At 38.9% G+C, this 26,273-nt stretch carries 26 protein-coding genes; 7 read left to right on the forward strand and 19 right to left on the reverse strand.

Annotated features, from left to right (window positions below; translation table 11 throughout):
• Nucleotides 1–28 precede the first annotated feature (28 nt).
• The 13 genes from ABVJ71_RS05290 to fadH form a co-directional block, all read right to left on the reverse strand.
• Nucleotides 29–1,159, reverse strand: a complete 1,131-nt coding sequence (locus ABVJ71_RS05290; RefSeq protein ID WP_353855944.1) for an N-acetyldiaminopimelate deacetylase — start codon at nucleotides 1,157–1,159, stop codon at nucleotides 29–31.
• Between the two features lie 81 nt (nucleotides 1,160–1,240).
• Entirely contained in the window at nucleotides 1,241–1,951 is a 711-nt protein-coding gene (gene dapD / locus ABVJ71_RS05295) for a 2,3,4,5-tetrahydropyridine-2,6-dicarboxylate N-acetyltransferase (protein ID WP_353855945.1), read from the reverse strand.
• Nucleotides 1,952–2,060: 109 nt separating this feature from the next.
• Nucleotides 2,061–2,516, reverse strand: a complete 456-nt coding sequence (locus tag ABVJ71_RS05300; protein ID WP_353855946.1) for a flavodoxin — start codon at nucleotides 2,514–2,516, stop codon at nucleotides 2,061–2,063.
• Between the two features lie 19 nt (nucleotides 2,517–2,535).
• Entirely contained in the window at nucleotides 2,536–3,429 is an 894-nt protein-coding gene (locus tag ABVJ71_RS05305; protein ID WP_353855947.1) for an exo-alpha-sialidase, read from the reverse strand.
• Nucleotides 3,419–3,895, reverse strand: a complete 477-nt coding sequence (locus tag ABVJ71_RS05310; protein ID WP_353855948.1) for a flavodoxin — start codon at nucleotides 3,893–3,895, stop codon at nucleotides 3,419–3,421. Before ABVJ71_RS05310 ends, ABVJ71_RS05305 begins: the two co-directional genes overlap by 11 nt.
• A 121-nt stretch (nucleotides 3,896–4,016) precedes the next feature.
• The gene (locus ABVJ71_RS05315) at nucleotides 4,017–4,898 is read right to left on the reverse strand and encodes a LysR family transcriptional regulator (RefSeq protein WP_353855949.1); all 882 of its coding nucleotides are present in this window, start codon (nucleotides 4,896–4,898) and stop codon (nucleotides 4,017–4,019) included.
• A 97-nt stretch (nucleotides 4,899–4,995) separates the two neighbouring features.
• On the reverse strand, nucleotides 4,996–5,439 hold the full coding sequence (cbpB, locus tag ABVJ71_RS05320) for a cyclic-di-AMP-binding protein CbpB (protein WP_353855950.1): 444 nt from the start codon (nucleotides 5,437–5,439) through the stop codon (nucleotides 4,996–4,998).
• A 145-nt stretch (nucleotides 5,440–5,584) separates the two neighbouring features.
• Nucleotides 5,585–5,776: an antirepressor AbbA gene (abbA, locus tag ABVJ71_RS05325; protein WP_353855951.1), complete on the reverse strand. Its 192-nt coding sequence runs from the start codon at nucleotides 5,774–5,776 to the stop codon at nucleotides 5,585–5,587.
• Between the two features lie 149 nt (nucleotides 5,777–5,925).
• Complete coding sequence (locus ABVJ71_RS05330; protein ID WP_353855952.1) at nucleotides 5,926–6,441, reverse strand: ribonuclease H-like YkuK family protein; 516 nt, start codon at nucleotides 6,439–6,441, stop codon at nucleotides 5,926–5,928.
• A gap of 144 nt (nucleotides 6,442–6,585) precedes the next feature.
• Complete coding sequence (locus ABVJ71_RS05335; RefSeq protein ID WP_003212254.1) at nucleotides 6,586–6,828, reverse strand: DUF1797 family protein; 243 nt, start codon at nucleotides 6,826–6,828, stop codon at nucleotides 6,586–6,588.
• Nucleotides 6,829–7,012: 184 nt separating this feature from the next.
• Nucleotides 7,013–7,909 carry a manganese catalase family protein gene (locus ABVJ71_RS05340; protein ID WP_353855953.1) on the reverse strand — a complete coding sequence of 299 codons (897 nt, stop codon included), beginning with the start codon at nucleotides 7,907–7,909 and terminating at the stop codon, nucleotides 7,013–7,015.
• Between the two features lie 258 nt (nucleotides 7,910–8,167).
• Nucleotides 8,168–9,388, reverse strand: a complete 1,221-nt coding sequence (locus ABVJ71_RS05345; protein ID WP_353856568.1) for an EAL-associated domain-containing protein — start codon at nucleotides 9,386–9,388, stop codon at nucleotides 8,168–8,170.
• A 64-nt stretch (nucleotides 9,389–9,452) separates the two neighbouring features.
• Nucleotides 9,453–10,217 carry a 2,4-dienoyl-CoA reductase gene (fadH, locus tag ABVJ71_RS05350; RefSeq protein WP_353855954.1) on the reverse strand — a complete coding sequence of 255 codons (765 nt, stop codon included), beginning with the start codon at nucleotides 10,215–10,217 and terminating at the stop codon, nucleotides 9,453–9,455.
• Nucleotides 10,218–10,481: 264 nt separating this feature from the next.
• Between fadH and ABVJ71_RS05355 the strand changes: the two genes are divergently transcribed.
• The 4 genes from ABVJ71_RS05355 (at nucleotide 10,482) to ABVJ71_RS05370 (ending at nucleotide 14,798) form a co-directional block, all read left to right on the forward strand.
• On the forward strand, nucleotides 10,482–10,697 hold the full coding sequence (locus ABVJ71_RS05355) for a metallophosphoesterase (RefSeq protein WP_353855955.1): 216 nt from the start codon (nucleotides 10,482–10,484) through the stop codon (nucleotides 10,695–10,697).
• Nucleotides 10,698–10,898: 201 nt separating this feature from the next.
• Nucleotides 10,899–11,396: a L,D-transpeptidase family protein gene (locus ABVJ71_RS05360; RefSeq protein ID WP_353855956.1), complete on the forward strand. Its 498-nt coding sequence runs from the start codon at nucleotides 10,899–10,901 to the stop codon at nucleotides 11,394–11,396.
• Nucleotides 11,397–11,470: 74 nt separating this feature from the next.
• A complete protein-coding gene (locus ABVJ71_RS05365) occupies nucleotides 11,471–12,748 on the forward strand; it encodes an MFS transporter (RefSeq protein WP_353855957.1) in 1,278 nt (425 codons plus the stop codon).
• A gap of 1,588 nt (nucleotides 12,749–14,336) precedes the next feature.
• Nucleotides 14,337–14,798 carry a YkyB family protein gene (locus tag ABVJ71_RS05370; protein WP_353855958.1) on the forward strand — a complete coding sequence of 154 codons (462 nt, stop codon included), beginning with the start codon at nucleotides 14,337–14,339 and terminating at the stop codon, nucleotides 14,796–14,798.
• A gap of 33 nt (nucleotides 14,799–14,831) precedes the next feature.
• Here the strand turns inward: ABVJ71_RS05370 and ABVJ71_RS05375 are convergent, their stop codons facing one another.
• On the reverse strand, nucleotides 14,832–15,743 hold the full coding sequence (locus ABVJ71_RS05375; protein ID WP_353855959.1) for a chemotaxis protein: 912 nt from the start codon (nucleotides 15,741–15,743) through the stop codon (nucleotides 14,832–14,834).
• Between the two features lie 73 nt (nucleotides 15,744–15,816).
• Entirely contained in the window at nucleotides 15,817–17,130 is a 1,314-nt protein-coding gene (locus ABVJ71_RS05380; protein ID WP_353855960.1) for an MFS transporter, read from the reverse strand.
• 430 nt (nucleotides 17,131–17,560) lie between these two features.
• Between ABVJ71_RS05380 and ABVJ71_RS05385 the strand changes: the two genes are divergently transcribed.
• Nucleotides 17,561–17,716: a hypothetical protein gene (locus ABVJ71_RS05385; RefSeq protein ID WP_353855961.1), complete on the forward strand. Its 156-nt coding sequence runs from the start codon at nucleotides 17,561–17,563 to the stop codon at nucleotides 17,714–17,716.
• A gap of 62 nt (nucleotides 17,717–17,778) precedes the next feature.
• Here the strand turns inward: ABVJ71_RS05385 and ABVJ71_RS05390 are convergent, their stop codons facing one another.
• Nucleotides 17,779–18,663 (reverse strand): cation diffusion facilitator family transporter, encoded by an 885-nt coding sequence (locus ABVJ71_RS05390; protein ID WP_353855962.1) that lies wholly within the window; start codon nucleotides 18,661–18,663, stop codon nucleotides 17,779–17,781.
• A gap of 275 nt (nucleotides 18,664–18,938) precedes the next feature.
• Between ABVJ71_RS05390 and ABVJ71_RS05395 the strand changes: the two genes are divergently transcribed.
• Nucleotides 18,939–20,102: an aminotransferase A gene (locus ABVJ71_RS05395; RefSeq protein ID WP_353855963.1), complete on the forward strand. Its 1,164-nt coding sequence runs from the start codon at nucleotides 18,939–18,941 to the stop codon at nucleotides 20,100–20,102.
• 33 nt (nucleotides 20,103–20,135) lie between these two features.
• Here the strand turns inward: ABVJ71_RS05395 and ABVJ71_RS05400 are convergent, their stop codons facing one another.
• Together ABVJ71_RS05400 and ABVJ71_RS05405 are read right to left on the reverse strand one after the other, a co-directional pair.
• Entirely contained in the window at nucleotides 20,136–21,965 is a 1,830-nt protein-coding gene (locus ABVJ71_RS05400) for a PAS domain-containing protein (protein WP_353855964.1), read from the reverse strand.
• A 147-nt stretch (nucleotides 21,966–22,112) separates the two neighbouring features.
• Nucleotides 22,113–24,242, reverse strand: a complete 2,130-nt coding sequence (locus ABVJ71_RS05405; RefSeq protein ID WP_353855965.1) for a penicillin-binding protein 2 — start codon at nucleotides 24,240–24,242, stop codon at nucleotides 22,113–22,115.
• 338 nt (nucleotides 24,243–24,580) lie between these two features.
• Here ABVJ71_RS05405 and ABVJ71_RS05410 point away from each other — a divergent pair, with 338 nt between their 5' ends.
• A complete protein-coding gene (locus ABVJ71_RS05410) occupies nucleotides 24,581–25,363 on the forward strand; it encodes a CAP domain-containing protein (RefSeq protein ID WP_353855966.1) in 783 nt (260 codons plus the stop codon).
• A gap of 35 nt (nucleotides 25,364–25,398) precedes the next feature.
• Here ABVJ71_RS05410 and ABVJ71_RS05415 read toward each other — a convergent pair whose 3' ends face one another.
• Nucleotides 25,399–26,271, reverse strand: a complete 873-nt coding sequence (locus ABVJ71_RS05415; protein ID WP_353855967.1) for an NAD(P)-dependent oxidoreductase — start codon at nucleotides 26,269–26,271, stop codon at nucleotides 25,399–25,401.
• Nucleotides 26,272–26,273: the final 2 nt, after the last annotated feature.

Genomic DNA, 26,273 nt, shown 5'->3' on the forward strand with positions numbered 1-26,273 from the left:
TAAGGTGTACTGGTCGGTGCTCGATTATTCATTCTCCTGCTTGCTTTTTAAAATAGGCCGTCATCACATTCACAGCCGTTTCAATAGCTTGTTCATCAGGTGTGAGTTTTGCATGATGAAGGCCATATTCTGAATCTACACCAAGCCAAAACATAAACCCTGGATACTCCTTCAGCATATAGCCAAAATCTTCACCTGTCATTGCTTCTCTGCATTCAATGACATTCGCTAACCCTTCTTCTGCTACATATGACATAAATGCTTCTGTGAGGTCTTTTGAATTTACTACTTCATAATATGATGAAGGATAACGAACTGTCGCTTTGCATTCATAGCCAACCTCTATTCCTTTTGCAAGTGATTCAATTCGTCTTCTGACGTTTTCCATTGACTCAGGTGACAGCGTACGAATAGTCCCGTCAAGCGTCGCATGCTGAGCAATGATATTTTGCGCAGTTCCTCCTGTAATTGTTCCGACTGTGATCACAGCACTATCAAGAGGATCGACATTACGTGAAATGACAGATTGTAGCTGACCTACGAGGGCACTTGCAGCCACAACCATATCATTCGCTAAATGCGGGTAAGCTGCATGCCCGCCTTTCCCTTCCAGGTCTATCACTAATTCGCTCGTATTGGCAAATAGGAGTCCTGGCTTTGTCGCAATCGTACCGACTGGGTATTCAGGTGCTATGTGTAATGCTGTGATAAACTCTGGCGTCCACTTTTTCAGGACATCACTTCTAAGCATTGGTTCAGCCCCGCCTGGCCCTTCTTCTGCCGGCTGAAAGATAAACAGCAGATCCTCTTTAATTGGCTGATGAACGAAATGATCAATGATGCCAAGGGCAATGGTCATATGAAGATCGTGTCCGCATGCATGCATGTTGCCTTCATGCACAGAAGCAAATGAATAGCCAGTTTCCTCATGTATTGATAAACCATCCATATCTGCACGATAAGCAAATATGCGTGATGGACTCGTTCCCTTCACTTTAACAAAGAGCCCTGTCCGCCATGTCTCGATTTCAATTCGATCATGTTGGTATGTTTGAAGGTGCTTAAGAAGATAGGCTTGTGTTTTAAATTCTTGGAAACCAAGCTCGGGAATTTGATGCAAATCTCTACGAATGGATATTAATTGCTCACGATTTAGCAAGAGAACTCACTTCCTTTCCTCTATACGAATAGACGTGGATTTGTCATCCACGTCTATTTCTTCAGCTACGAATTGTATGAATTAAAGTTGACGCAGTTCTTGTTTAATTTCCGTCTTACCTTTTGTTTTTTCATCAATGTCTTTAATTTTCTTTGCAGGTGTTCCTGCTACAACTGTGTAAGGCTCGACGTCGTTTACGACGATAGCACCAGCTGCTACAACCGCACCTTTACCAATTGTCACGCCTTCTAAAACAACAGCGTTAGCACCGATTACAACATCATCTTCCACCACTACCGGTTTAGCAGATGGCGGCTCAATAACACCAGCAAGGACAGATCCAGCTCCGATATGACAGTTCTTACCTACTGTCGCACGTCCACCAAGAACAACGTTCATGTCAATCATGGTACCTTCACCAATAACTGAACCTATATTAATAGAAGCCCCCATCATGATCACTGCATTATCACCGATCTCTACTTGATCACGAATGATTGCGCCTGGCTCAATACGTGCTTTAATGTTTTTTAAATCTAGCAAAGGGATCGCAGAGTTACGGCGGTCATTTTCCACTACGACATCTTCGATTTTTTCTTTGTTTGATGCTAAAACTTCTTGGATTTCACTCCATTCACCGAATACGACACCTGTGTTTCCAGTAATGAATGTTTTTGCGTTTTCACCAAATGCAATATCTTCTAAGTCACCTTTGATGTAGACTTTTACGGGTGTTGATTTTGTACTATTTTGAATAAATGAAATAATTTCATTTGCGTCCATTTGTTTCATGTATGTATGTCCTCCTCTTCATTTATACTTCATTACTGTATCAAAGGAGAGTTTTAATGACAAGTGAAAGAATTGTCTCCTCATTGGAAAATAAAACAAGCCGGTCTCGTTATCCGGCTTCTTGCTGATGAATATGAACAAATTGTTTTCCAAAAGAGATCAACTCCTCTTCTTCGTCTCCTTCTGGATTTAATTCAATCTTTACTGACGGGAGAGCAATTTGCCCGCCAAGCTCCTTTACCTTTTCTTCAATTAAATCAACGGCACCACAGAAATGTTCATACGATGTATCTCCAGAGCCAAATACAGCAAAGGATTTCCCCGATAGGTCAAGTGCTTCCATCTCTTCATATAAATCAATAAAATCATCTGGAAGATCACCATCTCCCCATGTATACGCACCTAACATGATGTGTGAGTAATCATTGAGCAAATCAGCATCAATATCCATCGCTTCATATCGGTCCACGCTAGCTCCAGCTTCTTTTAATCCTTTTTCAATTAAATCCGCCATTGCCTCTGTATTACCAGACATTGTGGCATAAACAAGTAAAACCTTTCCCATATCTCTTGTTTCCTCCTTGTTAATGAATCAGTAAAGGCTCCTCATAAGGTCTGACAAACTTACTTTCATATAAACCCGCACAGAAAAAATTCTCTTTTTGATTTGCCACGCGAAACCCGTGCCCTTTGATCGTATCAAACCACTTGAGCTCTTTTTGCCCAACATCGAGCTGATATACTTTAGAAAACCCATGCTCATCCTGTGAAGTAGTTACATAGATAATGCCATTGTCCTCCGACACATCCAAAAAGGACTGTTCTCTTGCACACACCTGTGATTGAATATCATGAATCATATTTGTATTTAAATCTAAAATTTGAACTGATCCCTTCTTTCCTTTTTTAGAGCCTAGTGCACAGACGAGCAAGTGTTCATGACAGACCAGCATAGAAGCTGTCATCCGATACTTCTCTCTCTTTAGCAGATAAATCTGTCCACTTTGCAAGTCGTAAATCCATATTCCTCCATGCACCTCATGGATTTGTGTTCCAATGTAAAGAAAATCACCTGCAACACACAAGGAACGAATCACAGGGGGATGATTTACATGAGCAAACGGCTTCATAATTTCCCAGGAAATCCCGAAATCATTTGACACATAAATACAGTGCTTTCCGTGTGCACAAACAAAACCATCTTCGCGTCCTGTGATGGACCAAACGACTGCATTTGTAGGAAAGGATGATAATGCCCACGTATTGCCATCATCAGTAGATCGAATCACAGTTCCATTCTCACCAACACCAAATAAATACGGACCAATATAACTCATGGCGTGGATTTTATGCTTGAGCTTGAAGAGCTTCTGCCATCCATTCTCAACACTATAATGAAAAATACCCTCTCGTTTCACGGCTACAAAGTACCCTCTCGTTTTGGATGCCGTAACTGCAGTCGCCCCTTTATGAAACATGATTTTCAACTCTTTTCTCAGACAAAGATGCCCAAGTTAAAAAGCTTGTAGCGAATTCCTTACAGCACTCTACATCTTCATCTGTATCTGGTGCAAGCTCCATTTTCAATGTTTCAGGAAATACAGATGCACCAGTTGTTTTTAGCATGTCATGGAATATGTGTACTGCCTGGCAGAACTTTGGATAGCTGTAGTCACCCGAGCCAAATACAGCAGCTTTGGCATGATTTAATTCAAGAGAAGAGACTTGATCATAAAAATCTTCCGCTTCATAAGGTAAATCTCCGTCTCCCCAGGTATATGAGCCGATCAATATGTAATCGTATAAAGAGAGCGATTCTACACTCGTCTCATCTAATTCCAACATATCGGTATCGATCCCTTTTTCCTCAAGAGTTTGCTTTAAGATCGTTGCCATATCTTCCGTATTGCCGGACATACTTGCATATGCAATTAGTGCTTTCATCTATTGGTCACCTCATCTAAATGATAATCATTTTCAATTATTATATGTACACTTTAAATGATAATGATTTTCATTGTCAAATAATTTTATAAAAAAAGCACCTTCTATTCAAAGAAGGTACTTAAACGGCGTCATTTTGGAGCATGTCTTTGACCACACCAACAAATGCCTGAACTTGTTTTAATTGAAAAGACGCTTCATATCCTAACAGCCATGTATCACGTCCTATTTGCTCCCCATTTGTGTCAAAAAGCGGGGTTTTATAAACACTTTTCTCATGATCATATAAGGTGACAGAAGGTAAAATCGCGTAACCTATTCCATGATAAGCCATTTGTTTACATGTCTCAATTTGGTCGACAAGAATCGTTTGTTTTGGAGACACTTTAAACTTTTGATGCCACCAGTGCTGGATTTCTTGGTAATACGTACTGTCACTTTTAAATTGAATAAATGGGCGCTCTGTTTCGATTAACTCATCCACGTCCTTAATGACGGAGTCTACTAAATATAAATGATCTGTCATCAGATATTCCTTTGTTCCCTTCCAATCAGGGTTTCCACGAATAATCCCAATATGGACATGGTCTTCATACAGACTTTTGAGCATTTCGCTGCTCCAACCGGTGACAAGTGATACTTTGGCATTTGGATATTTTTCGACATAACGCTTTAACACTTTTGGAAGCCAGTGCTGGCCAATAATTGAAGCAACAGCAAGCTTGAGCGTGCCATGAATATCACCTTCAAGCGCATCGATTCTCTCTCTTACTCGATCCTGCTCAGTCGTCACCTCTTTAGCAAATTGAATAATCTGCTCTCCTGCCGAGGTCACTGTCAGCCCTTTTTGTGAACGGAAAAAGATCTTCGTTCCCCATTCCTTTTCAATGGTTTGCAATCTCTGAGATAATGCAGGCTGAGATACAAATAATCGTTCAGATGCCTTTCTCATATTCAACTCTTCACTTAGTACAACGAGCATATGTAACTCTTGAAGCTGCAATGGGGCGTCCCCTTTCTCTCTATAAGTTTTCCTTATTCCATATGGATATTATATAAATATTAACTTATGAAGGCAAAAAAATAAGCTGGCATGCAGCTTATTTTTTCGTGGAATGAATGACCTCATTTAATCGTTTTAATACAACACGACGCGTAAAAATCCCTTCAAATACTTGATCCTCATTTTCTACACACACAAATCCATTATTCGTTACAGCGTGAACACCTTTTAGAACAGGATCGGTTGTTTTAAGTCTTGGAATCTCTGTTAACATGGCCTCTTCTACCTTCAATTGATCAAGTTTCTCAAATTCAATTCGTTCCAATCCAAAGATTTTATTCATAATCATATTGGTTCCAATTAAACCATGAAGGCGATAAGAAGGGTCTAACACAGGTATTGCTGTATATCCTGTTTTCGTCAGGACTAAAAGAGCATGCTCGAGATTATTTCCAATTTGAACATGTGCGACTTTATCTGCATCAATCATATGCTCAGCTACTGTTGACTCAAGCAACTGATTCGGTTCTATATCTATCATGTTTCTTCGACCCCTTTTCTCTCGATCATCAATCAACCATTTCCCTTTAATCATAAGCATAAACGAAAACGAAATTTGTCGAAAGATTTTTTCTGCATAAAAAAGATACTCAGCCCCGAGTATCTAATAGAATGTTAAATCGATATTAATTCTCAAACCTTACTCTGTCATACAGTGTAATCAATTGTTTATACGTATTGTCGTCAACTTTTTTTGTTCCACATTCTATATCATTGATCTCACTGCTTAGTAACTCGACAGCATAATCCTGATTCAGTAATACGTTTAATAATAGCTTTTTCTCTTCTTCATTAAAACGATTTTCGATGACGCTCATTCAACATCAGGCCCCCTGTTTCATATATGCTTTTATATTGATTAGCAGGCTTTTGAATGTCTGCTTCCTCTCTATACAGCTAGAATAAGGAACTAGAATAGAATCGTCAACCGCATGTTTCGACAACAATTGGAGAAACATGACGGAATTTATTTTGTGTATCGATTGGCATAGCAAAATGCTGCATATGAGTCTGGTTTTATTTTTGCTTCAATTCCCATTGCAGTGATCATACCAGTCATTTCCTGAATCAGCTCTTTAGTGCTTCCCTTTTTGCCAATATCTAGATGAACTTCAAAACGGAGGTCTGCCCCTTCCTCAGCAAACGGAAGAAGCAAATCCGTCAGTTCTGTTAAAGGTCCGTCAAGGATGTCTGCACATACCTTTTGGCTAAACGCTGTTTCTAATGAAATTTTTTCTCTAAGACTTTGCACTGGTCTGCTTACCACCTCTTGTGTTAAGCAGCCCCAAGCCCCTTTACCAATTCGGTGAAGATGAACGGCTGTCATAAACTTTGTGACCTTCTGATTGACCTGTGAGTCCGTACCAATAGATAACACATAGACTGACCTTGGGTCTTTTAAAATAAAATCTTTCATTCTTATGATGACATCAGAAAACGCTAAATGATCTTCAGTAAGATTGTAGAAAAAAGAATGATTCACAGAAAGGAACTCCTTTTTAATGATCTCTTATCCGAAAAAATGCGCTGATTGATCATCTACAGTTTGTGCATCGCCTGTTATGACGATTCTGTTTGCCGTAATAAACGAAGGAATTCTCAGAAAAAACATTTCATACGATTCAGCTTAGGATTGCAGAAGCTCAAAAATCTCAATCGAAATCATATCAATGTTGTCAAATGGGAAAGTATTTGGCTTATCCCCTTGTTGAAAAACAGTTAATTCAAACGTTTGATTCTTTTCGAAATACTTAACACTACAGATTTTCTCACCGTTCACTTCGAAATAACGCTGTGCCGGTTCGTTTGCAGCCTCCGCTGTCTCTTGAAGACTTTGCAGCCTTGTAATAATACCCATTAATTGTGACATTCTAAAAAAAGACTCCTTTCAAAAAAACAACTCAAGATGAACCCGTATTGATTATACACAAGTCCTACAAAGCATCATACCATAAAGTGTTGTCAGATGATATTTTTCCTCTTGAATTCAAAAAAAAGATAAAGAATCTGTTTTTTATTTTGAGTCTTTTTTCTGATTACATGCACCTTGTTTTTTAAAGACCTGCAGATCTCATGAGTCGTTTGGCAATTTCGTCAAAATCTTCTTTTGATATGCCTGGTGCAAACTCTTCAGGCAGCTCTCTGAAATCAGGTACAGGTGCTCCTTTCGGGGTGCCCTCAATGACCGAAAGCGGCTTACCGTCAATCGGATGTCTACCCTTCCAAATTTTATCAATATCCTTGTAATCCGTGTCACTAAATGTATACAGCTTCGTATGAATGTTTTGATCCTCAAATTTTCTCGCTGCGTCGAAATGTTTATTATCGAGGTTTGGAATCGGGAGCATCTTCCCTACATCTACTCCTGTGGCAACCTCAAGCGCTTTTGCATATGCGACGACATGCACACCGCCCCTTACAAGTAAATAACCGATCATCTCTCTTGCCGTAGGATGATCCGTCATTTCATACACGCGCATCTTATGCGTACGGGCCCCGCATTCAAGGAAAAAATTATGAAGGAGGTCAAGAATCAGGTTCCCACTCGAGAACACATTCTCTCCTACCCAAGGCTTTGCCATGGAATCAAACGGATAGCCTGTTTGTGCCGTTTGAATAAAATGCTGCGTATTTCGTTTATCAACAGCTGTTTTCATTGGTGTCGTATCTGGATCTCCGCCATGAGTGGTCCCCGTAATCATGAGATTGATAGCTGTGGTCACAAGCTCTACATGACCGAACTCTTCAGCTGTAATACTTGAAACGAGGTCATAAAACGGTTTAAGTTTTCGTTTCCCTCTAAAGTTAAAAGATTGAAACATATAATTATTTAATGTAGACATTTCACCAAATTTCCCGCCGAGTAATTCTTGCACAGCAGCTGCTCCATTTGCATCTGGGTGATCTGGTCTTGGCAAATCAATCAGCAGCCGCTTGTCACGTTTGATCATGACTTTTCCCTCCTACCGTCTAACTATCATCACTTAAGATGTATGGAGGATTTGGGATGTCCTATGCATAAAGGAAAAGATTGAAGCACAAAAAAAACTTGGCGGGGGTAGCGCCAAGTTTTTTGGATCTTGATCTGATAGAGGGGTTGGGGAACAGAGAGTAGCTTCTCTCTATAACCAAATGATAATGATTATCAGTTTCATTGTCAACTATTTTTTATTTTTTCGTATTAAAAAAGCAGCCTCATTGGCCGCCTTTTAGATTAAACCATCTTGTTCATATAAATAGGCATACGGAAGATCAACAAATAAATACATGTCCCCTTCTAACGGATAGGAAAAAGTCCGGATCCGCTCCCCAGTTTCTAAATCACTGTATATATCGCTGAGAAATCCTTTACCACTAATTCTCATTTGGAGAATATTCGCTAGGAAATAAGGTCGCCAGCTCCAATTCTTCTCCATATACTCAGGCTGAAACAGCCATTCTTTCTCTTTTTTAAATACGTTACCTGTAATTTGAAACCCTTCCTCATTGCACATATAAATTCGAAAACTACAATCAGTCAATTCAAGTGCCAGTTTTTGGATGAGTTCATCATTTGTACTGCATGATTTTTTTAATGACGTAACAGCTTGATGAATTCGTTTATAAAATGTTTCAGAATGCTCATAAACGGCTTGGAGCTTCTTTTTCTCATGGGCGATAAATTGCTGGAATTCTTCTCTAAGCTGATTTTTGCGTTTGTTACGGTCAATTAACTCCGCCGTAGGCTCATGAAGATAATATCCTTGAAAATATCTTCCGCCGTTTCTCCATGCGTATTGCAACTGAAAATTTGCTTCAATATCCTCATAAATCAAAGCAGCCCCTATTTTTCTCGCAAGCAATGAAATGCTATAAAGGACATATTCATAGGAAGGTGAAGGAGATGAAGCTTTTAGTGCCTGTAGATCAATTTTTAATAAATCTGGTGAAAGGAGTGCAATCCGGTCTAAATTACTGCTTTCTTTTCCTATATTAGATACGGCGATTTTGATCCCATATGTACGATAATACGTTAACGTATGGGATAACTGTTCAATATCGCCGCTAAACGTATGTTCCGTAAATTCAATGACAAATCGGCTGAGCTGAATGCCTCTTGCTTCATATTCTTTTAAGAATTCCAAAAAACTCTCGCCATGATCATACATCAATACATTGGCATCATGGTTAATAAAAATGAGCAAATCCTCATCAGCAGTCGTCAAGAGATCTAATGCTTTACTGAGTACTTTTCGATCTACTTCCCATTTATACTCATCAGGAATTGATGAATCTGTAAAGAAGGAGCCTAGACTAAAAGTTTCAGACTCAAGCTTCATTCTTCCTAAGATCTCATAGCCTATCACTTTCTGCTCTTCCGCACTAAAGATCGCTTGATAGTACGGGAAAACATCTTCAATATTCGTTAAAATATCCAGTGGATCGACCATTTTCATCACCCGCTTCTCTCTTTGTGTGATTATACCACATCAAAAGCAGGTCTTACACGGTCATTCAAAATGGTGATTGGTTGAGCCATTGACCCCCATCCATAGTAATACAATCCCCGTTTATATAAGACGCTTGATCGGACAATAAAAAGCTCGCAAGCTCTGCAATTTCCTCTGGGGTGCCAAGTCTGCCGAGAGGCACACTGTTTAGCGTTCTTTGCGCTGCCTCCTCAGATTCCCATAGTTTCTCAGCCCCGCCTGTTCGTTCAATTGGTCCTGGTGCAATCGCATTTACCCGAATCCGGTATTGTTTACCCCATTCCACCGCAAGTGTTCGAGTAAGGGAAAGAACGCCTGCTTTAGCTGCTGCTGAATGAGCAACGCCTACACCAGCCCCCCATGCATAAGTTGCCACCATGTTGATCATACTGCCTTTTTTCTTTTGACGAATCCAGTAATTCCCGACTGCATGACTGCAAAAAAACGTCCCATTTAACACAATGTCGATAACTGCTTTCCAGCCGTTAGGAGACAACTTCTCTGCTGGAACCAAAAAATTCCCGGCAGCATTGTTGATGAGGGCATCAATTTCCCCAAATGTATCCACAGTAAACTTCACCATGTGATCTGCATCCTCTGGGTTACGAACATCCATCTGAAAATAGGCAATCGAGCCACCTTTTTGTTTGATCTCACTTGCGGTCTGCTCCAAAGTTTCTTCTGTTCTTCCTGTAATGACGACATTCCAACCGTTCAAAGCCAAATGGGCAGCCATTGCCTTCCCCATCCCATTAGATCCCCCTGTTACGATGACTGTTTGCTTCGCCATATTTTTTCCCCCTTCGTGTATTTTGAATGACTATTCATTCATTATTTATCTATCATATCATGATTCTCCCCCTCCGTGCACCATATGAGAGATTTTACAAATATCATGCTATACTTAATTTTATTTTTAAAAGAGTCTTCTATGCCACAACTTTCCCGTAAGACAATTGTTAAAAGGAGCTGATGGAGCAAGTATACTTGGTTTCTCGCAACAACCTTTCGATATGGCTATGCCCGATATATCGAGCCTCGAATGATTGATGTTGTGTCCATTACAATTAATGACCGTCAGCTCCCAGCTTCCTTTGACAAAATTGCACCATTGAGTGATGTTCATTTAAGTGATTCATTTTCCGCTAAAGACCTAGAAGCAGTTGTGCAGCAAATCAATGCTGAAAATCCTGATTTCATTGTGTTCACAGGTGACCTCGTTGATTTTCAAGCATCCATTGAAGAACAAGACTACCGCTTAGGTTTTTAGCCAAACATGAAATCATTTTTTTCACCTTAAAGTCATCTGAATAAAAGAGACCAAACCGACTTCATTTGCATATGTATAAACAAAGAATTTCCCTTGTGACAAATGTTAGGAGAAACCTTACTGGGTCTGATTCCGTCCAAATTGTATAGATAGGTGACGGTATCATGGCTTCTTTTATTCGAACAAAAGGAGTGTCTTTTGGTGCTGCAATACACAGTAAAAAGTGGAGAAACACTTTCTTCAATAGCGGTTGACTTTAGAACAACGACGGACGCTTTAATTTTAGCCAATCCGTCACTTGAACATCGAGAGCCTCAGCCAAGTGAAATCATTATCATTCCTGGATTACCTGATCCTCATACGATCCCTTACCGCATATCCGTTTCCGTTTCAAAGAAACGACTCGTTCTCTTTTCTGGAGCACAGCTCATTCGCTCGTATCCAATTGCCACAGGTAGAATTTTAAACATGACACCTACAGGCTCTTATTATATTGTCAACAGACAGCCAAACCCTGGAGGTCCTTTTGGCGCCTATTGGCTAAGCCTGTCGAAAATTCATTACGGCATCCACGGTACGAATAACCCTTCTTCAATTGGTAAAGCTGTCTCTAGAGGGTGTATTCGAATGTACAATCAAGATGTTATTGAACTTGCCTCACTCGTTCCAAACGGGACACCTGTGACCATTAGCCAGTAGGAAGAAATAAATTGTATGAATGGTTAAAATTTTATATGATATAAAGTGGGATCTTCAGGTTAAGGAGCGTATTTATGGATATTTTTAAAAATCGAAACTTTGTTCGTCTCTTTTTTGCAGCACTCGCCTCGCAAATGGGGACAACAGTAGGCAATATGGCATTTGCCTTTTATTTGCTCGACCATTTTAGTCATCAGCCCGCCTACGCTACATTGGCAGAATTAATGTACTCACTGCCAACCATTTGTGTCTTTTTTATGGTCGGTGTGGTCGCAGACCGTTTTGATCGTAAAAAAGTCGCAGAAAATTGTGATTGGATTAGAGCTGGGCTGACGATTGTCTTATTTATCGTGATTTATTTGAATTCACTTCCGCTTATTTTCTTGATCTTGTTTATCAGAAGTGCCATTACGAAGTTCTTCTATCCAGCCGAAGCATCTCTTGTACAGGCAATTTTAAATAAAGATCAATACGCAAAAGCCGCTGGCTTAAATCAGATGCTTTTTAGTCTGTTTATGGTATTTGGCGTTGGAATTGGTGCTCTTGTATATAAGACAATGGGGCTTCATGGCGCCATTACGATTGATTTGCTCAGTTTTATTATTTCTGGAATTCTTATTCGTTCATGTAACATTCCAATTGAAGCACGTCAGCCAAATGGACAAGCAGGCTGGAGGAATTTGACCATTAGAACATCTCTTAAAGATTTTAAAGAAGGCATTTTATATATTATCAAAAATAAATTACTGGCTTCCTTAATTTTTGGATTTTTCGTTTTTGGTCTTGTAAATGGCGCTTTTGCTGTTCTTCCAATGTTTACTATGAAATATGGTCTTTCACCGGACCACTTTGAATTGCATACATCCTTTTTCACGATTGCCATCGGTGTGGGCCTCCTTGTGGGAAGCGGAATTGGCACGATTCTCGCTAAAAAAGTAAACATGCACTATCTTATGTCGATCCCTATTCTAATAGCAGGAATCCTTATTTTTGTGCTTGGAACAACACACACCTTATGGTTGTTTTATGTCACATCATTTGTGATCGGTTCGTGCATCGGACCTATTAATATCGTCATTGGCGGCTGGATGCCAAGAATTGTCCATCCTCGTCTCATGGGACGTGTTTCAGGCTGGGTTGATCCTTTGACCATGTTCGCCCAATCACTAACATTAGGTCTGATTGCAATACTATTTCCAAAGCTCGTGACAAATATCTCTTATATTTATTACGGTATGGGCATCATTATTTTACTCGTGTTCCTCTTTTACTTCATTACGCTGCCAAAATTCAGCAGAGAAGCAGCAGAGTTAGATGTACAACGTGAATTAAAAGGACAAGGTATTCGATAATCAATACAAAACATACTAGATTGTTGACAAAGGACTAAAATGGTTTTATTCGAGCCCTTTGTCTTCTTTTCAGCGTCATATGAACTTATGCGGAGAGAATGTAGATTTGTGAGCACCAGTGCGCAGGTCTGACAACGAATGCAAGGATTTGTTTCACGCTGATACTTACTTGATGAAGAAAGTACTTGAGACCGTAGACAAACCCTTTTTCTAAAGAAACATATTGAAGAAAAAGGGTTTTTTCATTTTCATTCAAACTAGATTTTCTTTTATCATGATAAAAGGTAGTGGCGTATCCCATAGAAAAATTGACATCATGATTAAGCTCACTACTGCTTTTTTACTCTTTTAGTTTCTGGAATATCACAAATTGATAACAACCAAATAGTAAGGACAACACCATAATTGCGGTGAATATTTGTCGCGCTGGAAGCAAAAAGTATACGACAATAAAAGATAAAAGCAATACAAAATAACCTATGTTGAAAGCTTTTTTAAATGTCATCATACGACCTCCTTTTTACAATCATATCACGATTTTCCTATACGTATAACCAACTTTCTCCTCAATATAGAACAGGGGTTACTCGTTTCAATGCTCTTCTTAAAAAATGTTTATATCTTGAATAAAATATCAAAGTTCTCCAAACAATATTAGAAAAATTGGAGAACCTTATGATTTTTAACATTTTATTTGGTTTTTTTATACCTTGGATGATTTTCCTTTTCCACATAAGAAAAAACAAATGTTTTATTACTTCACCAACAGTTGTTTTGCTATCTGCTTTGATTGCCTTTTTATTTAATGATATTGGGTTCAGCCTGAAACTGTGGTATGTAAATCCAGTAAAATATGCAATTCTCCCTATGATTCCCTACAATTTCGGTTTTTTTACAGTATTGGGCATTTATTTAATTCAAACGATCATCATTTTTCGTAGACCTTATATATTCATTGGTATAGCTTCACTTGTGGCAACTCTAGCGGAAACAGTTTTATACATGCTTAATCGCATCAACTATGATAATTATTGGAACTTATTTTTCACCTTTTTAAGTTATGTTCTAGCCAACTTTCTCCTTTATTGGCTGTTGAAAACTATTAAAGTAATTCCTAACAAATAAGGCTTCAAATTCCGCTTTCCATAAGTCCGCTGTTTTCGGCTCCCATAAGAGGGTGATAGTAAACAGTCAGCAGGGCTTGTTGTCCGGCTTTTACTTGGTTCCCTCTTTGTAAACTTTTTAAATGCTTGATGGTCGCTTGTACACCTTTTTTAAGTCATCAGTTCAAACGCATCACTAACAGATACACCAAGGTTGTATCCTCTCACTTATTCGTTCACTTCACTGTCAAATGCATCCGCAAGAACCTATGCTTTTTTGTTACATCTGTAAAGTCTTCAACGCTCCAGATATTTAGTTTAAGTTTGAAATAGTGCGCCTCTTTAACGCCATAATAAACTTTTCAACTCCCCTATCCCTTTTATACCAAAGGTTATCTTTTTACAGTAACTCCATTTGCAATTTACTAATAAAAACGTATAATTTATACTAAGCATAGGAAGACGAAAGACAAAGGAGAGAAAAAATGGACGATTATGCTCATACTAAAGACATAGAACCTACAGCAGAAAATATCTCAAAAGCCATTTATACTGTTAACCGCCATGCTAAAACCGCACCAAATCCCAAGTTTCTTTATCTTTTGAAAAAACGTGCGCTGCAAAAACTATTGCAAGAAGGTAAAGGAAGGAAAGTGGGCCTACATTTCTCTAACAATCCCAAATATAGTCAACAACAGTCCGACGTGCTAATTGAAATTGGAGATTATTATTTTCACCTGCCTCCAACCAAAGAAGACTTCGAATTTTTGCCACACTTAGGAGATTTAAATCAATCATATCGCAATCCGAAAGCGAATATGTCATTAAACCGAGCGAAACAAATTCTTCAAACGTATGTCGGTTTAAAAGAAAAACCTATCGTTACAAAACAAAAATCACATTATACAAAGCCTGTCTTTAAAAGACTTGGAGAAAGTTATTTTTAAACACCAAAAAACCACTCATGCCGAGTGGTTTTTTCATTGGATGATAAAGTGATCTACCTTTTCGATCAGCTGATGAATCTCTGGTTTACTAATTTGATCATCCGCACCAATCGTTTCACCTTTGTGACGCAAATCTTCTGTGATTAATGAAGAGAAGATCAGAATCGGAATGGACTGTGTCAATGGATTGTCTTTGAGTAATTTCGTTAAGCGATGACCATCCATTTTTGGCATCTCTATATCTGTAATGATCATATCAATTTCTTCTGTGACACTTATTCCTTTGCTGACGAGGTTCATGATGTGATCGTATGCCTGCTTGCCGTCTTCAAAGGTGACAATGTTTTTATACCCTGCTTCAGTTAATTCATTTGTCAATAAACGCATGAGAAGCGGAGAGTCTTCTACGACATACAGCTTCTTCCCTGTTCGTCTGTCGTCTTTCTCACCGTCAAACAATTGATAGGTATCTACACCTGAAGCAGATTCTATATCATAAATGATTTTTTCATAGTCTGGAAGAAAAATCATTTTTTCATCAAGCTTGATGATGCCTGTTAAATGGCGATCCATCCCTTGGTTGAGTGCAGTTGGCTTTTCAATTTCTTCCCAGCTAACGCGGTGAATTTGTGATACAGTTCCTGTATGGAACACAAATTTCCGTTGGTTGAATTCAGTCACAATATACTTTTCTTGTTCTGACTGATCTGACTCGACATTAAAAAAGGAAAATAGATTGATGACTGGTAAAATCTCGCCTCGTAAACTAATCATACCTTCTACATCTTGATGAGAATGTGGTACAACAGTCACCTCAACAGGCTGAATGATCTCTCTTACTTTCATGACGTTAATGCCGAATTGATTTGAACCAATTTCAAACTTTACAATTTCCAATTCATTTGTACCAGAGTCAAGTAAAATTTCTTGTTTGTTTAAAGCCACGGAAATCCCTCTATTCTTCAATATAAGATTGTACTTTTTATATCGGCAGCGCGGTTGAAATGTTGACGGTTCTTTACGTTTTATCTCGTACGAATTGATGAATGACAAGACCTATGGCGGCTAGGATGAGTAAAGACCCGAGTGCAAGACGGCTAGCGAGATTCCCATACTCTGCAAAAAAGAGTGTGACAGACCCGTAAATGATAGGTCCCACAATGGACGAAACCTTCCCAGAGAAAGCAAATAGACCGAAGAATTGTCCGCGTTTTTCCCTCGGTGTTAATTCAATGATGAATATTCTTGACGCCCCCCAGCTAGCACCAAGTGATATACCAAACAAACTGCCCGCTATCCAAAAGACCCATTCGGTTGAAGCTGTCACAGCCAAAATAAGTGCAAAGATTAAAATGAGATAAACGACTGTAATCGAGCGCTTTGCACCAATTGCTTTTGTGATATAACCAAATATAAAAGACCCTATAATACTTGAAACGGTGGACACAAGGTAAAGTAAAATAAATTGCCCTGCGGTAAACCCAATGATGATTTTGGCATAAACGGCCATCATCGCAATAGCTGTTTGCAAAGAATCGTTCATAAAAAAGAAAGCAATCATAAAGATAAAAGCAGGTTTGTAGCACTTCATGTCTTTAACTGTTTGAAAAATGACTTGATATCCGCTAAAAAAAGAAGGCTTTTTTACCTGCTGACGTAATGGGTGAGGATCTTTCACAAAAAATAAAAAAGGAAGAAAAAAGAGGAAAAATAAAAGAGCTGTCGGAATAAAGGCCTCATGGAATTGGCCGTTTCCTACAAGTAAGTAAACAGAGAGGCCAACAAGTGTTCCTAAATATCCAACGGCAATGCCAAATCCAGAAATAAGTGGTATCTCATCTTTTGTTCCTAGATCGGGCAGAATTGTGTCATAAAAAACAAGACTAGAGTGATAGAAAAATTTCGCCAAAACAAACAATGTCACAACTATTAATAACGAGACAGGCAAACCAAACCATTCACTTGAAAAATCAATCTTAGCAAAAACTCCCATCAAGAACGTACAGGCAATACAGATGAGGGTAAACATCGTGATATATTTTTTCTTTTTTCCTGTTCGATCGATCAGGACTCCATATAATGGCGTAAAAATGACAAGGAAAAAGCTAGCAATAGCGTTCGCATAAGATATAAATGTGCTTGCGATCTGATCCATTCTCGCACTGTCTCCTATAGTTTCCTGCAAGTAAAACGGGAAGAAAATGGTGATCATATTCGATGAAAAAATCGTATTTGCAAAATCATACAGTGCCCACGCCAGCACAGGTGCTGTCAAAAACAACCCAAAACCTGCTTCTTTTTTCTTAAAGGTCTTTATTCCTGATTTCAACATATTGTCTCCCTTCCGTATCCTATTCTTGACTATCATTCTATTTTATGAAGTGTTTCCCTTTTCCATACACAAGCTCTCCATGCAAACAAAGGTGCTCCGTTTTTTACAATTCCCTGTTAGTTCAGGATGTTTGGTTCTGATATGCCCTTTTATTCTGTATATTTTCTAAATTCTTATCATCGTTCGTTATGATATCCCATCAATTTAGCAAGCTCAATGGAGTTGAACATTTTTACATATCGCTCAAAATGGGTTTTCATGAGTGATTTGCGTGAATCAATAGAAAATTTGTAAAAAACATGCCACTTCTATTTCTTTTTTCATCTTATTTTTAAACATTTTGTGATATTTTTGTCTTATTTCTATTCATCTGTTGACATTCGTTTTTCACATGGTACAATAGTCAAGGATTTTTTAAAGAAAGGTGTTCATGATGGGGATTGTCATACTATTAAAGGACAATGAAATGACTGTGATTGAAGATATTTGCGAAGCTGATTTTTTAGACATGAAAAATGGCATGTCAACAGAAGAAGCAGCCCATATCTCATGGTATGAAGATTATGATACGGCTTATGGATATTAATTCCATACAATAGATGAAACGTGAAAAAAGGCGATGCAACCTTGAATAGGTTGATCGCCTTTTTACGTCTGTGAACTTCTTTCGCTTTCTGGTTCAACATGAATAAAAATTTGTGCATGTGGAAATTCTTTTTGAATTGTTTCTTCTATTCTGTCACATAATTGATGTACATCTTCAATGGTTGTTTTCCCATTAACGATTAAATGGAAATCAATATATTCTTCGGCGCCAGATCGTCTCGTCCGAAAGTCATGATATTCAATAAATTCTTGGCTGAATCCTTGGATAATGGTTTCAATGGACTGTTCTTCTTCCGGCGTTAATCGTGCGTCAACAAGTGGTGGAAAAGCTTCCTTTATCAGCTTAAATGCTTCACGCATAATAAAGAGGGCAAGTATCATTCCAATGATCGGATCTAGGAAGTACCAGTCTGTTAATGCAACAAGTAATAAACTAAATCCAACCCCTAAAGACGTATATACATCTGTTAATAGATGCAAAGCATTTGATTTCATGGCAACTGAATGTACTCTTTCTGCCTCTTTGTTCACGATTTTGGAAACAATCAAATTAATCAAGGAACCAATCAGCATCACCACAATCCCAAGTACAGGAAGCTTCACAGGCTCCGGATGCATTAATTTGTGAACACATTCGTAAATAATCCAAATACCAGCGACAAATATCAGCAAAGTCTCAATGGTTCCAGAAATATTTTCGACCTTGCCGTGCCCATAAGGATGCTTAGAGTCTGCTGGCTTTCTAGAAATACGAACAGAGATAAATGCAATAAAAGATGCCATTAAATCTAAAAAGGAATGGATGGCTTCTGATAATACCGCAACAGATCCGGTTAACAACCCCACAATGATTTTAAGTATGACAACAAATGAGTTACTCATCACGGATAAAAAGGCTATTTTAGATGTCTTCGCTGAATTCCCCATGTATCGTCCCTCCTTCAGGAGATCGCATATCTGCATATTCAATTTCCATGACCTGATTTTTCCATTCTTTCAGTGTGTGCAGTTTGGTCATTTTCTAATCATCATGTGAGCCTGTATTTTCCGTGAATGTTACGCTATAATAAATGTTGCTCTTTCATCAAGCACTCATGTTGTGATGTATAGGAGAATAGACTACATATAATCCTTTCACAAGTGACATTTATGCAGTCAATGGTAAAATAGGATAAAAACATAAATTTTTAAGGTGATGAGAAATGGAGCATTTGCTGAATCCAAGAGTAAAGGATATTGAAATTTCAGGCATTCGAACATTTTCAAATCTCGTATCGTCCTATGAGGATGTTGTTTCTTTGATCATTGGTCAACCCGATTTTTATACGCCGCATCATGTCAAAACAGTTGCCAAAACAGCCATCGACGAGAATTTCACCTCTTATACTCATAATGCAGGTTTTCTAGAGCTGAGGCAAGCAATCCAGCAATACATGAAGAAGAAGGTAAAACTTGATTATGAAGCAGAGTCAGAAATCATTGTCACGACAGGTGCCAGTCAAGCCATTGATGCCGCGTTTCGTACTATTTTAACAGACGGCGATGAGGTCATTCTACCAGGCCCTGTCTATCCAGGCTATGAACCAATTATTCGAATGTGCGGCGGGACGCCTGTTCACATTGACACAACGAATGCCGGGTTTAAATTAAATGCCAAGCTCATTGAGGATGCGTTAACGGAGAAAACAAAGTGTGTTGTCCTTCCTTATCCTTCAAATCCAACAGGTGTAACCCTATTAGAAGAGGAATTGAAAGAAATTGCACAACTGCTTGAAGGCAAGGACATTTTTATTCTATCTGACGAGATCTATAGCGAGCTGACATTTGATCGACCACATCATTCAATTGCTTCCTTTTTAAAAGAACAAACCATTGTGATCAATGGGCTTTCAAAATCTCATAGCATGACTGGCTGGAGAATTGGCTTTTTGTTCGCTTCAGCTCCAATTGCTAAACATGTATTAAAAGTACATCAATATAACGTCTCTTGTGCCTCATCTATCTCACAAAAGGCGGCACTAGAAGCTGTGACAAATGGTGTGGATGATGCACTTATCATGAGAGAGCAATATAAGAAAAGGCTCGATTATGTATATGATCGTCTCATTTCTATGGGGTTGCCTGTCATTAAGCCTTCTGGAGCTTTTTATATTTTTCCTTCAATTGATTCGTTTGGCATGAGTTCATTTGATTTTTGCATGGAGCTATTAGAAAGCACAAGATTAGCTGTCGTGCCTGGCTCTGCTTTCTCTCGATTAGGTGAAGGATATGTTCGGCTTTCCTATGCATATTCACTTGATACGCTGAAAGAAGGACTTGATCGCCTAGAACAATTTGTTCTGGAAAAACGTTCAACTCTATCATAAGACGGATGAAACAACGGTTCTCTTGCCGTTGTTTTATTTTGCAGGAAACATGATGTGAAACACTGTGCCTTTCTCAGGCTGACTATCTACACTAATCGTTCCATTGTGATTTTCTAAAATATTAAATGTGACCATAAGTCCAAGTCCTGTGCCCTTTTCTTTTGTTGTTAAAAAAGGCTCTCCTATTCTTTTCATGACAGATTCAGGAATGCCGACACCTTCATCTCTAATGGTCACTAGAATCCCTTCTCTCTGCGCTTTCGCCGTAATGTCAACCTTTCCTCCATTTGGCATAGATTCAACGGCATTTTTGATTAAATTGATAAATACCTGTTTGAGCTGATTTTGATCTCCATTCATCAGGAGATCCTCCTCAATGTCACTTGTGTTCATTAATATCCCATTCAGGTTTGCCTGCGTTTCTAACAAAGCTGTGACTTCGCTAATGAGTTTTTTCAAATTAAGTGTCTGCATTGAAGCTGTTTGTTGCGGTTTTGCTAGCATTAACAATTCACTCAAAATAATCTCAATTCGGCTCAGCTCAGAGAAAACAATCTCAAAATATTGATCGCGATCTTTTGTTTTCGGTTTAATGAGTTGAAGAAAGCCCTTGATCGCTGTTAATGGATTGCGTATTTCATGGGCAATACCTGCAGCCAGTTGTCCTGCAATGGATAACTTTTCAGAACGTAGCATCAGTTCTTCTGTCTGCTTCCGTTCGGATATGTCTCGCAAAATAATTTGAACGGCGGTTTCTCCAAAGAATGTGGTTGGAATACAAACCATCTCTGTATAAATGAGTCGATGTTTGAATGTATGACAGCTCATTGTGACAATCTCTGACTCCGATTTTCTTTCAATAATACGAGATAGACTCTCTTTCACTTTTTGCTGATCGCAAGAATGGATTTGATGAAAAATATCCTTCCCTATTAATTTATCGTAATGTTCGGCTTCGAATAACTTGATACCTGATTCATTCATAAATACCCATTTATGATCATGAATCACCGCAATGGTATCAATTGAATTTTGAATAAGCAATTGGTACCGTTCTCTGCTTTTTTGAAGCACGGTTTGGAATTTTTTCCGAGATGAGATGTCGACAAGTAACAAAAGCTCTGCCCGCTGATTTTGATAGATAGTAGGAGAAGACTTTACCTCAATGTGAACGGTACTTCCGTCTTTCCGCTTCCATATTTGCTCAATCATACCGACTGGAAGACCTTGCTGTAGCCTAGTTATCCGGCTTCTGACAATGTCGTGGTAATCTTCTACAATAAAATCAAAGGCAGATTTGCCGATCATTTCATCTCTTGTACATACACCCATTAAGTTCAGCATCGCATCATTCGCATAAACAATTTTCCCTAACATCGTAATGCATAGCGGATTTGGCAGCATCGCAATCAGTTTTTCAGCTTCAGTGACATTTTGGAAAGCCGGCAGACTGCCTAATGGCTGTTCCGACGCTGCTGATTTTGTCTCTAATGCTGTTGTTTTAGGCTGAGAATCCAGCACCCTCATTTTTAGGATCATTTCTCTACCTAATTCGTTATCTGATAAATCACAAGCAACAAAATCAATGCTTGCTTCTACCCAAACAGCTGTAAGATCACTTCTAAGCAGTCTAAAAGTACAAATCTCTAACATGTGCTGATTATAGAAATAACTTTCGACGAGAAATTGATCTTCTGTATGAACAAAGTCCTTTAAATAACACCCTAGTAAATCCTTTTGTTCATAGAGCAAAAGCTGCTTACAATTGGAAGAAATGTAGAGAAAGCGGCCATTAGAAGAAAGAACTGCATGTAAATCAATATTCGAGCACAATTGAGTCGAATCTTTCATTTTTTGTTCCATCGTCGTCCGACCCTCCTTTTATTTTTTAGGGTTGTCCTTAGAATGATGTATAAAAAGGATTCGCTAGAAAAACCGTATTTTCCTTCAAAACTCGTGTGAAACGTCCATATTTTCAGCAAAAAGGAGCACTTTCTTTTGCTGTGCTCCTTACTCATTATTTTTTTCATATTTTTTTTGTAATTCAACATACTTATCAACAATTTTACTTGGAATGGTTTTAATGACTTGATCTTTATCGGTCACATATGGTGTCACGACACTAAAAGCCACTTCTGGATTTGATGAAGGATAATACCCTCCAAAGGTTAAGTTGTATGTTGCATTTCCCCACCAGCTTCGGTTAGCACCATAGTAAAACGTTTGAGCCGTACCAGTTTTACCTGCCACATCATGTTGACCAAAGCGTCCATCAGCAGTCCCACCAGATGATGTGACCATTTTTAGCCCCATTTTCACTCGATCAATATCTGCCTTTGTATTGTTAATCGTATTGAGCACCTTTGGTTCATACTTTTTGACAACCGGTCCGACTTCTTCCTTATTTGTTGGAAGATGAATGCTTTTCACCACTCTTGGCTGAACACGTTTGCCCCCATTGGCAATTGTAGACATGTATTGAGCTACTTGAAGCGGAGTATACGTGTCATACTGACCGATCGCTTCATCAAGCAACAATCCTCCGACCGTTTTAGGATGCGTTTGCATCCCGCTTGATTCTTGCGGAAGGTCTATCCCCGTTTTCACACCAAGACCAAATTGCGCATAATAATTTCTCATTTTTTGTAAATCAGCAGAGTCAGCCGGTAAAGGACCATTCTTTTGATAGGTGATGCCTGCCATTCTCATGGCCACATGAAACATATAAACGTTTGAACTTTTTTGGAGGGCTCGAAGGTCGTTGACCCAACCAAGGTTATGATAAGATTTTTTCGGTTTTCCATTACCCGCAAAGTAAAGGGGTGTATCCATATATGACTGATTGTGAGACATGCCGTCCTGATAACCAGCTAGTACAGTTGCTCCTTTGACTACAGATCCCATCTCGTATTGCGTAGTAAATGTGCCAATGGCAAAGTCTGTGACATCTCTGCCGTCCATTTTCTTTCCTGACATGGCCAGAATGTCACCCGTGTTAGGATTCATCATCACAACAAATGCCCGGTCCATCATATAGTTTCTTGCACTGGCAGATCTAAGCTCTGATTCGACAATTTGATCTACTTCTTTTTGAAGCTCCATATCAAATGTCAGCGCAAGATCAAATCCTCTTCGGCCTTCTGTCCGTTTGATCTCATCTAACAGCTTCCCGCCGACTTGAGTATATTGTACGGTCGCTTTCTCCGGATTCAAGAAATCCTCGTACTGATATTCTAAATAACTTTTTCCTACCCGGTCATTACGCGAATAGCCTCTTACCATATAGTAATCTTCACGCTCTTTAATAATTCCTTGTTCTGGGGTGGTGACACCGCCGAGTACATTGTATAGTGTTTTTTCATATTGATATTTTCTTGTCCAGTCATTGATGACGTTCACACCAGGCAGTTCATCAAGATGCTCTGACACTAGTGAAATCTCATCATACGTCAGACTTACTGCTGATGTTTGCTTTGATTCCTTCGTTTCATCAAGCAAAGCGACTTTTTCGTCCCCTTTTTTCTTTTCATTTGGGTCCATCGCTTTCACAATTTGAGGCTCAAAAGCATAGCCCCCTGTAAACCGTCGATAAATGGCTGCAACGGCTTTTTCGGCAGGATCGTTTTCAATGGCTTGGACTTCTTCCTTTGGTACTCGCTCAACTTGAAGCGGATACACTTTTTTCCCGTCGATCTTCTTTTTTTCCGCTTTTGATAGCAGCTTATCTGCTTTTTTTGGATTGTCTGCAAGCCAGAAGTCTCGAATGTCTCGCTCTCTCAAGAAATCTATATCCATTTTTATATAAGTCGCAAGTTTTCTTGCTACCTTGATCTTATCCTTCGCTTTCACACCAGTTTCAGAAGTATAAACGATTGCAGGTACACTCTCGTTATCAACAACGACTCTTCCTCTTGCGTCATACATTTTTCCTCTTGGTGACGGGTATGAAGCTGTTTTGACCTCTGTTCGGTTTGCTTGCTTTTTATAATCTTCTCCATTGACGATTTGCAGCACGCCGAGCTTAATCACAAGTCCAGCAAATAAACTAAACACAGCGAAGAAAAAGAGATTGATTCTCCAGGCATTCCGGCGTTTTATTCTTTTCTCCTCGGAAGCACCTTGATTGTGTTTCTCTACCACTTATGTAGCTCCTCTCATCCTTTCAATCTTTTACAATGATCACTCATTATTGTAACACTTTTGTAATAGTTGTTACAGCGAAACAAGGGGAAAAAAAGCTGTCAATCCTTATTCCGTAAAAAAAATATACTAACACTTCAAACTATTGGAATGTTTATGTCGTTTTCTTTAAAAGGCATCATCTCCTATCCTTTGATATGAAAAGACGCTTTCTATGACTTTAACAAAAATGACAAATACTCTTTGTCAATGGAGGATGCTGGTACGTTTTTAACAAAAAGTCCATGTTATGATTTGTTGTGAGAAAACAAAACAACAATTTTAGGAGGAATTACATTATGAAGAAGAAATCATTCTTTTTTTCTGCGCTAACAGCTGCTACATTGATCACGTTCACTGGAGGGCACTCAGCAGATGCGCAAGAGCTTAACCTAAAACAAGTCATACAAGTCAAGCATCAAGCCATTGATCTTCATACACTTGCTGCAAAATTACATATCTCATCAGATGTGAACAAGTTAAGCGCATCAAATCAAAAAGAGATCGAAGCCACGTTGAACAAGCTGATTAAAAGCGGTCAACCAGTGACTGGTACAAAAGTCATCAAAGAAGTAAACAAAGCAAAGAATGAACAAAAACAAGAATCAGTGAAAAAACCAGCTTCTTCTAAACCAAGTACATCAACGAACCAAAACACAAAAGCTGACCAAAAAGCGACAACTGCCACAAAAACAGACAGCAGCTTAAACGCTTTTGAAAAAGAAGTGGTTGATCTAACAAACAAAGAGCGTGCAAAACAAGGATTAAAGGCACTTACTGTTGATTCAAAATTAAGCAAATCTGCTCGTGCTAAGTCTCAAGATATGAAAGATAAAAACTATTTCTCTCATACAAGCCCAACTTACGGATCTCCATTTGATCAAATGAAGACATTCGGTATTACTTACAAAACAGCAGGTGAAAACATTGCGCAAGGGCAAAGATCACCTCAAGAAGTTGTGACTGCTTGGATGAACAGTGAAGGTCATAGAGCCAACATATTAAACAAAAACTATACACATATCGGTGTTGGTTATGTAAAAGATGGCAACTACTGGACGCAACAATTTATCGGAAAATAATACAAAACATCCTGTCCCTAGGTAGGACAGGATGTTTATTTTACCCATAATTTATAAATGCTTTGTGTTCCGCTGTTTTCTTCTCCTTCTTCACACAGCTTTTCATATAATGACTTTGCAAGTGACAAGCCTGGCATTTCTTCCCCCATCAGCTCTGCCTCTTCAAGCGCAATGCCCATATCTTTGATAAAATGTTTCACATAAAATCCCGGTGCAAAATCGCCTTTTAGCATTCTTGGTGCAAGGTTTGATAGGGACCAGCTTCCTGCAGCCCCTGTTGTGATGCTTTTAAGAACCCGCTCAGGATCAAGTCCTGATTTTTTTGCGTATACCATCGCCTCTGCAACACCTATCATGCCTGCTGCAATCGCAATTTGGTTACACATTTTTGTATGCTGACCGCTCCCTGCTGGACCTTGATATTGAATATTTTCGCCCATTTGTTCAAAAAGCGGAAGGCAAGCTTCATAGGCAGTCTTTTCTCCACCAATCATAATAGCAAGGGTGCCATGTCTCGCTCCTGCATCTCCACCTGACACCGGGGCATCTAATGCCAATAGCCCTTTTTCTCTCGCTTTCATATCGATTTCTTTTGCGAGCTGTGGCTTTGAAGTTGTCATATCAATTAAAAATGTACCAGGCGCAGCGTGGGCAATAAGCCCATCTTCACCTAAATATACTTCTTCCACATCTGATGGATAACCGACCATTGTGATGACAGCATCCGCTGCCTCAGCTATTTCTTTGACTGTGCTTTTCCACTTCGCACCTCTTCGCATCAATGCATCTGCCTTTTCTTTCGTTCTTGTATAAATCAAAACGTCGTATCCTGCGTCCATTAAATGCCCTGCCATACTACTTCCCATTACACCAATTCCAATAAAACCAACTGTCTTGATTTGTGCCATGT

Origin of the sequence: Bacillus sp. Bos-x628 (assembly GCF_040500475.1) — a bacterium.
Taxonomy (GTDB): domain Bacteria; phylum Bacillota; class Bacilli; order Bacillales; family Bacillaceae; genus Bacillus; species Bacillus maqinnsis.